The organism is Halomonas sp. LC1 (assembly GCF_030247125.1).
GTDB lineage: Bacteria > Pseudomonadota > Gammaproteobacteria > Pseudomonadales > Halomonadaceae > Vreelandella.
Window position 1 is genome coordinate 153852 of sequence record NZ_JASSPG010000009.1, and the last position, 13594, is coordinate 167445.

Below are 13594 nucleotides of genomic sequence, written 5' to 3' on the forward strand. Positions count from 1 at the left end.
TCTGATAGCTTTTATTAACCAACGGCCCCGACAAGCAGGCATAAAAAAAGTCCCCCGAAGGGGACCCAGGTGGAGCACGCCAGCTCACTCGGTAGGTTGCCAGGCATCGCCTTAGCAACGTCGCAAAGAAGGGAGAGCATCGAGTGTCGTCACGCAAGCGACCTAAATGACTCTGTTCATTTGCTGCCTACCGTTTATATAGCGAGCCGCATGCCAATAAATATATTTCTATTTAAATACATAGAGTTATAAAAAATAAACCGTGTTCGAAAGACGCGCATCGCTTGCCAGTCGGCAAAAGCGCACCAGCAGTGCGCAATTGTTGCTGCGTTGCTCCATAACGAATCATGCCAGCGCCGTCGACGGATAGCGCTACTGGCACACCTGGTTGCGGCCCCCGCGTTTGGCGCGGTAAAGCGCCTCATCCGCCAATACCAGTAAACGATCCCGATCTTGATCTGACGCATCGAGGCTGCACACCATGCCCGAAGAGAGCGTACAGGCAAACTCTTGATCACCCTGGTTGAAGCGTAGCCGAGAGAAGTATTCACGGATGTCTTCTAAACGCTTGCGACCATCCTCTGCGCTGCAGTGAGGCAACACCACCAAAAACTCCTCGCCACCGTAGCGACCGATCATGTCCGTTTGCCGCAGGCGCTGACGGAGCAGCGTCGCCACCGAGGCAATGACGACATCCCCCGTGGCATGTCCATAGGTATCGTTGACCGACTTGAAGTGGTCGATATCCACCATCGCCACGACCACCGAGTAGTTCTGGCGATAGCCACGGCTGATTTCATTGATGGCAGCGCTTTTGATACTGGCGTGCTTGAGTAGCCCCGTCAGACTATCTTTATTGAGCAGTGCCGAGAGCGTACGGGAACGCGCCACTCGCACGCGAATCGACGCCACCAGTTGCGCGGCGAGGATAGGTTTGGTGAGGAAGTCGTCGGCCCCGTGACTAAGCGCATCCACCTGTTTGCCCAGATCCATTTCGGCCGATAAAAATACAATGGGCAGGCTGCTCCACTCGTCATACTGGCGAACCACTGAGGCCAAATCGGGGCCGTCGTAATCCGGCATGTGTACATCCATCAGCAACAGCTCGGGTCTAAACGATGTCAGTTGATCGATGATATGGCGTGGATTATCCAGAATCCGCACTTCCATCCCAGCGGCCTCCAGCACGAGCTGGTAATACGCAGCCAGCTGCTGGTCGTCGTCCACGACGAGAATACGTGCGGGGGGCGACTGGCGCTCTTGAAGCAGCTGTTCGAGGCGGTTCACCAATTGCGGAATGTTCAGCGGCTTCAAAAAATAGCCTTGTGCACTTAACTGAGCCGCCCGCATACGCGCATCGAAGCTGTCGCAGTCGCTGATGAATAGCAGCGGGCACGAGAGCGCTTGCAGCGGCGCCAAGTGTCCAACGCCGGCCATGGCATCCACGATCAAAATATCAGGAGACTCATCGGCAATCTGCTGACACGCTTCCGGCACAGAGGTAAACAGACGCACCTCGTAACTGAAATTCGTCAACTGTTCGCGAATGTGTTTACCGAGTTTGTCGTCCTCTTCGATCAGCCAAATCTTGGCGGTCGTGCCGCTGACTTCTTGAGGGGCGTCGATGGCCGGTGCCTGCTGGAGGCTTGGTACCAGCTCTACTTGCATGGACTGAAGCTGGCCACTCACTACGTTGACCAGCTGAAGGTCGATCTCTTGATCGCTCTCTTCCAACCAGCGTTTCAGCCCGCCTTCCAATATGCGCGCCTGGCTACCGATCGTATCGAAACCAAACGTACCCGCCGACCCTGCCAGTTTGTGCAGCCGTCGGTATACATCGGTCAGCGTTTCCCGAGGCGCTTGCGCTTCATCGTCGAGCACCTCTCCAACGGGGGTCATGAGCTGGGCACGCAACGTCTGTTGAAGACGCGTGAGCACACTGCACAACGAGGCGAGTTCGGTCTGTAAGTTTTGCTGATACGTTTGCTTTAACAGTGCCAGCTTGTGTTCTAAGGATTGTTGATCACGATTTACCACACGCCTGCTCCCAAAGAGTGCGAACTTGATTAGCCAGCGTCATGGGATCAAACGGTTTGGCAATCACACTTTCGGCACCCAGTGCAATGAGTTGGTCCACCTCGTGGGGCTGCACTTTAGCGGTCATAAACGCAACGGGCACTTTCTCAAGGCTCGGCAGTTTACGCAGCGCAGCTAAGGTGGATGGCCCGTCCATGCCGGGCATCATCACATCGAGAAGAATCATGTCCGGCGCATAGGCCACCGCTTCTTCCAACGCCTGCTCCCCCGAGGAGCATACCTTGACATTAAAACCACCGACGACTTCCAGCGCAAGCGCCGCTACCGTTTGGATATCCGGGTCATCTTCCACATACAAAATACGCTCTAAACTGCTCATCCGTTATCCACCATCTGCGCCAGTTGGGTTCGTTGTTGAATGGCCTCGAGCAATTGTGCCGGGCTTATGCGCGATTTTAAAAAAACCGTCTCAACTCGATGTTGATCTGTCTCACTGATTGGCTGTCCCGAGAGAATGATGATGCGTGCGCGGGGCTGGGCTTCTCGAATCTGCTCCAATAAATCCCAGCCCTGGCCGTCGGGCAGCCCTATATCCAAAATGATGGCATCGTAACGACGATAGGTTAACAACCGGCGCGCCATAGCCACGCTCACCGCATGGTCGCACTCCGCATGTTCGTTCAGCATGGTACGAATCACCGCATGCAGGTCGGGATCATCTTCGATGTGCAGTAGCGTTGGGCGCTCTTGATGGACCTGGATTTGCTCGCCCAGTAGTGCTAACAAATGCTGAGCTTGAATGGGCTTCGCTAACCAAGCGATGTCTTCGAGGTGCCCTTCTAAAGCCACTCTGCCCCGCTCTACGCTGCCCGTCACGACCAGCACTGGCGTATGCTTCGAGGCATGCTGCTCGCGTAGGGCATGAATCACATCGAACCCACTCATGTCTGGCAGGCCGATATCGACGGTGATGGCGTCGTAGCGCTGCTCGGCCAGTTTTTCTAACGCCATGGCACCATTCAGCGCGGAGTCCACCTCGAAGCCTGCCTGAGACAACGTTTCAAACAGCACCCGGACGACGGAGGGATCGTCCTCGATCACCAACACCCGACCAACCTCAGCGCCACTGCCCAATGGGCCGCTGACCGTATCGGACGGATGGAGCGGGAGCGAGAACCAGAAGCAACTTCCCTTGCCCTTTTCGCTGGTAAAGCCCATCGAGCCTTCCATGTGCTCCACCAGTTCACGGGTGATCGCCAATCCTAGCCCCGTGCCGCCTTTCGCTCGGGAGTCGGAAGCGTCTACCTGGGCAAACTTGCTGAAAATGTGCGCTTTGAAATGCTCGGGGATGCCCGGCCCAGCGTCTTTGACGCTCACCGTGATGACATGGGCCTGCTTCTCGACACTAATTTGAACATCCCCGCCCTCCGGTGAAAATTTCACCGCATTGGAGAGTAAATTTGCCATGACCTGCTGAAGGCGCTGGCCATCTACGCGCACCTGAGCCTCTGGATAGGGGTTATCCAGCTTTAACGTGACTTGACGCTCGTGTCGGTAGTGGCGATTTTCTTCGATGGCGCTCTCCAACAGCCGCTGTAACGGCTGCCACTGCATGTCGAAGGCCAGTTTACCGGCAGCGATTTTTTCGATATCCAGCAGGTCGTTGATCAAGTGCGTCAGCCGCTGGCTGTTTTTGTGTGCAATGTTGACCATACGCATGACGGTATCCGGCACACTGCCCAGCGCGCCTGCAGACACCATCCCTAGCGCGCCCGAAATGGAAGTGAGCGGCGTACGAAGTTCGTGGCTCACGGTCGCCACGAACTCGTTTTTCATCTGCTCTACCCGCTTCGATTCAGAGATGTCTTCGGCAATACCCAGGTAGCCAGTGATATGGCCTTGTTGGTCTTTGATCGCCGTGACCACCAGCTTGATGGGCACTCGCTCCCCTGAACGGGTCACATAAAACCACTCTTTGGCATCACGCTTGTCCAGGGCAGCGCGGTGCGTGAACACTTCGAAGGGCGTCAACGTGTAGCCGACGCTCTGGTTGAGATCGATGAGCCGCTGTTCGACTTCGTCGGCATCGTGGAACAACATGGGCGTTTGACTACCCACGACCTCGCTCGCCTGATACCCCAACAGGTCTTCAGCGCCTTTGTTGAAGAGCTTGATCACTCCTTGGGTATCGGTGGCGATAATGGCGAAGTCCACCGCAGAATCGAGCACTGAGCTCAACAAGTCATTGCTGCTGGCCAGCGCTTTAGTGCGTTGATCGACCTCACGCTCTAAATTGCTTTGCGTATGACGCAGCCGTTTGAACGCATCGCTGAGCTCGGCGCTCATCGCGCCCAATAGATCGGATAACTGCTGGAACTCTACGATACGGCTGCTAGGCAGGGTGGGCGTCTTGCCGTTTGCGATACTGTCACTTAGCGTACGACCTTTTTTGCCAAGACGGGTCAGCGGCTGGGTGATCGTTCGACTCAACAGCTCGGCCGCTAAAATACCGAAGATCAATACCCCTGCTAACATAGCAAACAGGACGATGCGGTAGGCTTCCATGGCGCTGACGGTAGGGAGTGCCGGTGTTTCAAGTACGACCTGGTCGACGCCTGCCACGCCGAGCGCAGGCAGCTTGATCGTGTAAAGGCCTTGTGAAAAACGCACCGCTGGATTGTCTAAATTGCCGGGCAACCACATTGTGATGCGCTCGCCCACATCAATGAGCTCATCGCCAGGCGCCAGCGTCAAGGAGTTGAGGTTTCCCACCTGCGCCAGTAGCTCACCGTCTGCGTCTAGAAGACCGATGTTGACGTCATTGCCCGCACGTACCCGGCCAATATGGTACATGTAGCGCTGATCGGCTTCAGGTTCGGACAGGCGCCCCACCAACTCGTTACCCAAATTATTGAGGTTTTGTTTGACGAAGTTCTCTTGGCCTTGGCGCATGGCGTGGCCTTCATAAAGAATCAGCGGAATACCCGCCATCAGCGTGACCGATAGGAGAGAACAAAATAGTAGATGTTTGAGCGTTAACAGTGCGCCTGCCGTCGGTAGCCACGTTTTTTTGGACAACCCACAAAAGATGATGATGGCGCTGGCGATAACCGCATTAAAGACACCGTTAATGGCTTGTTTCAAATACACCAGCAGGGTCAGCTCTTGTCCCCATCCCAGCCAATAAGGGAATAACAAGAAGTCGATCGGTGCGGCCACTGCAATCCAGTAAATCAGAGCGGCAATGATCAGGTTTTTGACTTTATGGTGATAGAGCCAAGAGACCACTAATGCCTCTAACACGAACACCATGACGGTGACCGGATTTTCCCAAAAGACGTAGGTATAAAGCCCCGCTGCCACGCCTACCAATACAGCAGGCCACATGCCTAACCAAGCAATGGCCAACATGACGGCCACCGACCCGAAGACGAAATAGACGTTAAACAGTACCGATAACTGCAGCATGTTGCCCGCCACGCCCGCCACGAACAACAGCGCGAACAGCAGGCCTGCATACCAGGGAGAACCCGCGGGTAAGATGTTTCGTTCAGTGCGCATCATGAGGGCGCTCCTCCGCGTAAGGGAACGTCACATAAAACGTGCTGCCCTCTCCTTCGGTAGACTGAAACCCAATGGTGCCACCCATTTGTTCGGTAATCGCTTTACTGATAGAAAGTCCCAACCCCGTTCCTCCTTTAACGCGTCGATCACTGGCATCTGCTTGCGAAAATTTTTGGAATATCCTGGCTCTAAACTCTTCGGGTATACCGCAGCCGCTATCTTTTATATTGATACGTACATCTTTATCACACTCGTCGCAGAAAATAACGACGTCACCGTTCAAACGAGAAAATTTAGCGGCATTTGAGAGCAAGTTGGCCATAACCTGCTGGAAGCGTAGTGCATCGACGTTGATAAAGCGCTCTTTAGATAGCGCCTCTAAACGCAAAGTAACGCCGTACTGTTCCGCATAAGGCTGGTTTTCTTGAAGCGCCGCGTTAAGTAACACGCCTAACTCTCTGGGATGACAAATGAAATTTAGCTGCCCCGCCAAAAGTTTTTCAACGTCCAGCAAATCATTGATCAATAACGCCAGTCGCTCGCCATTTTTCAGCGCCATGGAGAGCATTTTATGAGTGCTCTCTGGCAGCTCTCCCGTCGCCCCGCCCAGTACCAACTTCAACCCGCCGGTAATGGCCGTCAGCGGCGTACGGAGTTCATGACTCACCGTCGAGACGAACTCGCTTTTTAGCGCATCGACACGCTGACGCTCTAGCACCGAGCCAATCCACCGGCTCAGTAGCTTGATGAAGAGGATGTCGGTTTCCGCAAAGGGCTGCTGACGAGAGGCGGCAGAGGAGAAGCTCACCGTGCCGAACAGCTGGTCACCTAATTGGATAGCGCTTCCAATATACGCTTCGAGCCCAAAGGTCTCGTAACATGGATGATGTCTGAGATCGCTCAATGCCGCATTATGCACGGCAAGAAAACCATTGTTCTTTAGCGTCATATCGCAGTAGGTGTTAGCCAAAGGCAGGCATTGCCCAGCTCCCATCGTGGCATCCTGCGGTGCCGTCACGGAGACGACCTCAAAAATTCCTTTGTAGATGCGGCTGATGATGCCAATGTCCAGCTGTAAGTAGCGACAGCCCAAGGCCAACGCTTCCTGAAACTGTTGCTCAAGGCTCAAATGATTGGACGTGCTGATTTCGTTGAGCGCAGCCAACGCTTCAGCCAGTAAGCGCTGACGGGCTTCATCGTGAGCCAGTTGGCGCTTCACCTCGTTCACGCTGACAAGCTCATTCTCAAGCCCAGCTCGGTTGATCTCGTCTTCTGCGCACGCTGCCAAATCGTAAAGCGCTTGGCGCTCTTGTGGGCTCAACCGGCGCGGCTCGGAGTGGATGATGCACAGGGTGCCCACGGGAAAACCGTCGGCGGTGGCCAGTGGAACACCCGCGTAGAAACGAATACCGCGTCGGGCAGTCACCAACACGTTGGTGTCAAAGCGAGGATCCAGACTGGCATCTTCGATTTCAAAAATGCCTTTCCCTTGAATGGCGTGAGCGCAAAACGACTCTTCCCGGCAGGTTTGCGTCAGCGAAAATCCTTGTCGTGACTTGAACCACTGACGCTCCTCATCGACTAACGACACCAGGGCAATGTCCACGTTGAAAAGGCGTGTGGCCAGCCGGGTAATCCGGTCGAAGCGCTCTTCAGGTGGGGTATCCAAAATAGCTAAGCTATGTAACGCCATTAGCCGCGCTTGCTCACTCTCCACCATGGCAAAAACCTCAAGGGTATCTAACCGCCAATTTTATCCATCGGGCATAGCGCCGCTAAGCTCGTTTAGTTAATGTCAATGTATGCATTATTGTGGCGGCTGTCGTTAGCTGTATCGTTATTTCACATTTGCCTTGGCGGCACGGCTGTAAACACCCTTTTCACACTGGAACAAAACGCATGACAAAACCCCATACCTACTACGTCACGGGTGGCGCGCAAGGCATCGGACTGGGCATCGCCCATCTGCTGCTGGCCGAAGGCCATCGCGTCGCCATTACCGACATCGATGAAGAAGCCCTAGACGCCGCTGCGAAAAGGCTGCCTAACCCGTCGCAAATGCTCACGCTCACGGCAGACGTTAGCGATGAAGCCCAGGTGGCGGCCAGCCTCGAAAAAACCGCCAGCCACTTTGGCCAACTCAACGGCATCGTGCATAACGCAGGCATTGCCGACCCCTTCCATGGCCCGGTGGAGCAGCTCTCGCTAGCGACATGGCAGGCCTACTTAAACACTAACCTCACCGGCGCCTTTTTGTGCGCCAAGCATGGGGCTGCTTATCTACGCCCGCACGGCGGCAGTATGGTGCTGATGGCCTCGTCACGCGCCATCCAATCTGAGCCGGATACCGAAGCCTACGCCGCTAGTAAAGGTGGCATTGTCGCGTTGACCCACGCGCTAGCGGTCAGCCTAGGCCCGGATATTCGCGTCAACGCCGTTAGCCCTGGCTGGATCGAGGTCGGCGACTGGCAAAAACCCAGCCGCCAGCAGCCGGTGGAGCACCGTGATATTGACCGCGAACAGCACCCGGCGGGGCGCGTGGGCACTCCCGAAGATATTGCCGCGCTCACCCGCTTTCTGCTCTCCAAAGAATCCGGCTTTATCACCGGGCAGAACTTTGTCGCCGACGGCGGGATGACGCGCAAAATGATCTATGCCGAGTAGCGGCACCGCCCATCAAAAAGATCCCATTAAAAAAGGCCATCCGCGGATGGCCTTTCGCTTTTCAAAAACGTACCGCTAAGGCGTGACGATAATCTTCACCTGCGCCTTATCGCTCAACAGGGCTTCGAAGCCCTCCTCCACGATTTCCGCCAGCGGAATGCGTTGAGTGACCATATCCTCGGCGCGGAAGTAGCCCCGCTGCATCAGTGCCATCACCGCCGGGTACACATGACGGTAGGCAATAATGCCTTTCATGGTGCGCTCTTTGATGACGAGGTCATTGGGCTGAAAACTGGCCTCTCCCTCCCAAATACTCACCACCACCACTTCGCCGCCCTCGTGCGTGCTATGCAGCGCTTGGTTGAGCACGGCGGGAATGCCGGTCACTTCGAAGGCCACGTCCACCCCGCCGCCGCTCAAGGCGTGCAGTTTCTCCACCGCGTCCTCTTGCTGTGGGTCGACGACCATGGCTCCCAGCGCTTCGGCTTTTGCCTTACGGGACGGCGCGACTTCCACCGCATAAATCTGTGCAGCCCCGGCGGCTTTGAGCGCTTCGATGGTCATTAAACCAATCGGCCCCGCACCAAACACCACGGCGCTATCCCCGGCTTTGAGGCTGCTCTGGCGCACCGCATGCAGCGCGACCGCTGCAGGCTCGACCAGCGCCCCCTGCTCGTAGCTGAGGTCATCCGGCAGTTTGTGCACCATATGCTCACCCATCACGGTGAACTCCGAAAATCCGCCGCCACCGCCGGAGAGGCCGTGAAAGCCGAGCAGCGGCGTCAGGTTGTAGCGCTCCATCTGGTAAGCGCCATCCTTGTTAGGTGAAAGTATCGGCTCAATGGCCACACGGTCGCCTACTTTCACCCGCGTCACTTTCTCACCAACCTCCACCACTTCGCCCGCAAACTCATGGCCCATAATGATCGGTGCCTGTTCGCCGCTAATGGGGTGCGGTTTGCCTACCGGAATAAAAATCGGCCCGGCGGCATATTCGTGTAAATCGCTGCCGCAAATACCACAGGCGGCGACTTTTACTTTCACCGCATGGGGGTCGTTGATCGTCGGCACCGGCACGTGTTCAACGCGCAGATCTTTAGCGGCATACCACACTGCGGCCTGCATCTGTGGCTGATTCGTCGACTGACTCATAAGTATCCCTTCCTGTTAAGACGCATAGCTTTTAAGACACATGGTGAACCGGCTGCAGGCCATAGACAGGCGTTTCCAGCCCTTCCATACGAGCCTTTAACTGCAGCGCCAAATAGTGCGAGTAGTGCCGAGACTGATGCAGGTTGCCGCCATGGAACCACAGCGCTTCCTGCTGGGTGGGCTTCCACATATTGCGCAGCTCGCCCTCCCAAGGGCCGGGGTCTTTGGTTGTATCGGAGCCCAAGCCCCAACATTTGCCTACTTTATCCGCCACTTCTTGAGAGATCAGCCGCGCCGCCCAGCCGTTCATGGAGCCATAGCCAGTGGCGTAGACGATTAAATCAGCGTCCAGCTCGCTGCCGTCAGTGAGCGTGATGGAGTGGGGATTAATACGCTCGATGCCAACACCGCTGCGCAGCTTAATATCGCCATTGGCGACCAGATCGCAGGCCCCAACATCGATGTAGTAACCTGAGCCACGGCGCAGGTACTTCAAAAACAGGCCAGACTCATCGTCACCGAAATCGAGCATAAATCCCGCGTCTTCTAGCTTTTGGTAAAACTCGGCGTCGCGCTTTTTAATCGCCTCAAACGCCGGACGCTGGAAATCGGGCAACACCTTATAAGGAATCGAGGCAAACAGCAGGTCGGCTTTTTCGTGGGTCAACCCGCCAGCTACCGCCTCTTCCGAGTAGAGCGGCCCCAGCACTTCTTCCATCAATGAGTCCGACTTGACGATATGGGTCGAGGAGCGCTGGAGCATGGTGACATCGGCATCGTGCTCCCAGAGCGCGGCGGCAATATCGTGAGCCGAGTTATTCGAGCCCACGATCACGCACTTTTTGCCCGCGTAAGCATCCGGCCCTGGGTGCTGGCTGGAGTGCTGCTGCTCGCCCTCGAAGCTCTCCGCACCTGCAAACTTGGGTACGTTAGGCATACCGGACATCCCGGTAGCCATCACCAGCTGCTTCGGGCGCAGCGTGATCTCTTCGCCGTTGCGCTTCACGTTCACGATCCACTCGCCTGCGGCTTCATCGAAGCGTGCATTGTCGCAGGTCGTGGAACTCCAATAATTGAGCTCCATCACCTTTGTGTACATTTCCAGCCAATCGCCCACTTTGTCTTTCGGGGCAAACACCGGCCAGTTCTCCGGGAAGGGAATATAAGGCAGGTGGTCATACCATACCGGGTCGTGCAGGCAGAGGGATTTATAGCGCTTGCGCCAGGAGTCCCCCGCGCGCTCATTGCGCTCAATGATGATGGTGGGCACGCCCATCTGCTTTAGCCGCGCCCCCAGGCCAATACCGCCTTGGCCACCGCCAATGATCACGCAGTAAGGCTGGCGCGTGTAACCAAGCTCCGCTTCTTCCCGCTCGCGGGCTTCCAGCCAGGTTTCACGCTGTTTATTGGCACCATGCTCGGCCCCTTTAGGGCGATGGTGGTTGCGAGGTTCAGGGAAATCATCCAGCGCCTGCATGGTGGTCAGCAGTGTCCAACACTTGCCGCTCTTCAACCGCAGGTAGCCTTTGCCAGTGGCAATGGCCGTTTTGAAGGTGAACCACGCCTCGACGGTATCGCCGTTTTCGCTGGCCTCCCCGTCAAGCTGCCACTGGGTGGGCTGAGTATTGGCCAGCGTAGCATCAAGCATGGCCTGGATTTCCTCCTTGCCTTCGCAGGTTTTTAGATTCCAGGTAAACGCCAGAAAGTCGCGCCAGTAGCATTCGTCGTTGAATAGCGTCAGCACGCGCTGACTATCGCGGGCCTGCAGCGCTTCATCAAAATCATGAAGCCATGCGTTGACGGTGCTGGTAGCGCTGGATGGGGTACTTACCTCTGTGTGAGTCATCGCGGGTACTCCAATGTCGTTGTTATTGTTGAACTGTCGATAAGACACTCAACCCTAAGCACCCGCCGTGCCAAATGCGCCAAAGAGTCAATAAGCGATTGAAAAATAACAGCAACTCAGCATTCACACACCGCTATAAAACAGCGCAAACCGCGTACACCTGTCACGTCGTGTGTACGGCTAACGTTACAGGTGTAACGCACGACTAACGGCGTAATACACCTTCGTTGACACCCTCTACAAAGCGCATAGGCTGGAAGTACAACAATAATCGTGTGTGGATTCGCCATGCCAACGCCATCACTACCACCGACACGCTTGGCCTCTGTGCAGCGCCAGCATATCGAGCACATCTTCCAGCTCGGTGAAGGGCTGGATGCACCGCAGCTTCCTGCACAGGCCACCATCCGCCGCTCCTGGCTGCGCTGCCTCAATGAGTACCAACTCGACCCCACGCAGCCGCGCCCTGCCCGGGTGGTGCCCCAGCAAACCTTGATCGAGCACCGGGAATCCGTTGATGAGCTGCTGCACGTTGCCCGCGCCGGGGTCGATCAGCTCTATGAACAAATCGCCCAGCTCGGCTACGTGCTGCTACTCACCGACCATCGCGGCATTACCGTCGAGTTTCGCGGCAACCCCAACCAAGACCAGCAGCTACGCAAAGCGGGCCTCTATTTAGGTGCCGACTGGGACGAGCGCTTCGCGGGCACCTGTGCGGTCGGCACCTGCCTGCACGACCGCCAAGCGATCATTTGCCACCGCCAGGAGCACTTCGACGCCACGCATATTTCGCTCACCTGCACCGCCGCCCCCATCGCCGACCCGCAGGGCAACGTGATGGCCGTGCTGGATATCTCTGCGCTGCAATCGCCCACTCAGCATGAGAGCCAGAACTTCAGCCTCTCGCTGGTGACGCTCTACGCCCGCATGATCGAAGACGCCTACTTTCTGCAGCGCTACCGCGACTGCCTGATGGTGCGCTTAGATACCTCGCGGGAGTTTGTGCACGTGAACGGGCGTGGGCTTATCGCGATAGAAGAGAACGGCCAGGTGATTGCCGCCAATGCCGTCGGCCGCGAACTGATCAGTGCGCACCAACAGCGCTGGCCGCCGTGGTCTGCTCAACACTCACCGATGCTCAGCGAACTGTTTGAGTGCGAAATTGCCGATGTGCTGAGTATCAACAGCGCGACCAACGACCAGCTCAGGGCGTTTCGCGCCCGCGCCAGCAACGCCATCTACTTTATTAGCCTGCTGGAGCCGCGCAGGCCGCGCATCGCGCCACTCGGTAATCCCGCCTCCTCGCTGCCAACACCGCTAGAACGGTTGGGGGCCGACGACCCCGCCATACGCAAAGTGCAAAAGCTGGCAGAACGGCTGCGTAACGAAGCCAGTGTCAACGTGCTGATCAGCGGTGAAACCGGTACCGGCAAAGAAGTGGTCGCCCGTGCGCTGCACGATAGCGGCAACCGTGCCAAAGGCCCCTTTATTGCGGTGAACTGTGCGGCGATTCCCGAAGCGCTGATCGAAAGCGAGCTGTTCGGCTACGAACCCGGCGCGTTTACCGGCGGGCGGGCAAAAGGTATGCGTGGGCTGATCCCCCAGGCCCACGGCGGCACGCTGTTTTTAGATGAGATCGGCGATATGCCGCTGGCCCTGCAAACCCGCCTGCTGCGGGTGCTGGCCGAGCGGGAAGTGATGCCGCTAGGGGCAAACAAACCCGAAAAGGTTGATATCCGGGTGATTACCGCTACCCACCGCCACATCGATACCATGATTGCGCAGGGCGAGTTTCGTGAAGACCTCTACTACCGCTTGAACGGTGCCCAACTGCGCTTACCATCGCTGCGCGAACGCGCCGACAAGCGCTACGTGATTCGCCAAGTATTCAGCGATGTGGTGAGCGAACGCGGCGGAAGCTCCGCCCCTCGGCTGCGGGCCGACGCCATCAGCGCCCTACTCGCCTACGCCTGGCCCGGCAATATTCGTCAGCTAAAAAACGCGCTAGCATTTGCACTCGCTACCGCCGAGAGCGATGAAATCACCGTTTACGACTTACCCGAACAATGCCTTAGCCAACGCATTACTCGTACACCTGCGATAACCGCGCCTGAAAGCCAGGCCACTGATTGCCACCTTGTGACACGGCTACAGCAACACCACTGGAACATTAGCGCCGTGGCACGCGAGCTGGGGGTTTCACGGCCAACGGTGTATCGGCAAATGCAGCGCCAAGGCATCGTACCGCCGAATAAAGCCTGAGAGCGGACGGCGCTTGGCCTGGGCGGCCAGCCTCACGTACACTTGTTTGAATCTAATATTCACCACGCT

The 13594-nt window shown here is 56.6% G+C and carries 8 protein-coding genes; 2 read left to right on the forward strand and 6 right to left on the reverse strand.

Annotated elements, in window-relative coordinates; all coding sequences use genetic code 11:
- Positions 1–372: 372 nt before the first annotated feature.
- Genes QIT27_RS15500 through QIT27_RS15515 form a run of 4 tightly spaced genes read right to left on the reverse strand, consistent with a single transcriptional unit; the run spans position 373 to position 7321 of the window.
- Positions 373–2037 carry a diguanylate cyclase gene (locus QIT27_RS15500; RefSeq protein ID WP_285264313.1) on the reverse strand — a complete coding sequence of 555 codons (1665 nt, stop codon included), beginning with the start codon at positions 2035–2037 and terminating at the stop codon, positions 373–375.
- Positions 2024–2416, reverse strand: coding sequence for a response regulator (locus QIT27_RS15505; RefSeq protein ID WP_253018886.1), 393 nt, complete (start codon positions 2414–2416; stop codon positions 2024–2026). The genes QIT27_RS15500 and QIT27_RS15505 overlap by 14 nt, the downstream gene beginning before the upstream one ends.
- The gene (locus tag QIT27_RS15510) at positions 2413–5601 is read right to left on the reverse strand and encodes a response regulator (protein ID WP_285264314.1); all 3189 of its coding nucleotides are present in this window, start codon (positions 5599–5601) and stop codon (positions 2413–2415) included. Before QIT27_RS15510 ends, QIT27_RS15505 begins: the two co-directional genes overlap by 4 nt.
- Positions 5588–7321, reverse strand: coding sequence for a GAF domain-containing sensor histidine kinase (locus QIT27_RS15515; RefSeq protein WP_285264315.1), 1734 nt, complete (start codon positions 7319–7321; stop codon positions 5588–5590). Before QIT27_RS15515 ends, QIT27_RS15510 begins: the two co-directional genes overlap by 14 nt.
- A 179-nt stretch (positions 7322–7500) precedes the next feature.
- On the opposite strand from QIT27_RS15515, the gene QIT27_RS15520 reads away from it, so the two are divergent.
- The gene (locus QIT27_RS15520; protein ID WP_285264316.1) at positions 7501–8265 is read left to right on the forward strand and encodes an SDR family oxidoreductase; all 765 of its coding nucleotides are present in this window, start codon (positions 7501–7503) and stop codon (positions 8263–8265) included.
- 75 nt (positions 8266–8340) lie between these two features.
- Here QIT27_RS15520 and QIT27_RS15525 read toward each other — a convergent pair whose 3' ends face one another.
- Positions 8341–9417: a 2,3-butanediol dehydrogenase gene (locus QIT27_RS15525; RefSeq protein ID WP_285264317.1), complete on the reverse strand. Its 1077-nt coding sequence runs from the start codon at positions 9415–9417 to the stop codon at positions 8341–8343.
- Positions 9418–9448: 31 nt separating this feature from the next.
- On the reverse strand, positions 9449–11263 hold the full coding sequence (locus QIT27_RS15530; RefSeq protein WP_285264318.1) for an NAD(P)/FAD-dependent oxidoreductase: 1815 nt from the start codon (positions 11261–11263) through the stop codon (positions 9449–9451).
- A 288-nt stretch (positions 11264–11551) separates the two neighbouring features.
- Here QIT27_RS15530 and QIT27_RS15535 point away from each other — a divergent pair, with 288 nt between their 5' ends.
- The gene (locus QIT27_RS15535; RefSeq protein ID WP_285264319.1) at positions 11552–13525 is read left to right on the forward strand and encodes a sigma-54-dependent Fis family transcriptional regulator; all 1974 of its coding nucleotides are present in this window, start codon (positions 11552–11554) and stop codon (positions 13523–13525) included.
- Positions 13526–13594: the final 69 nt, after the last annotated feature.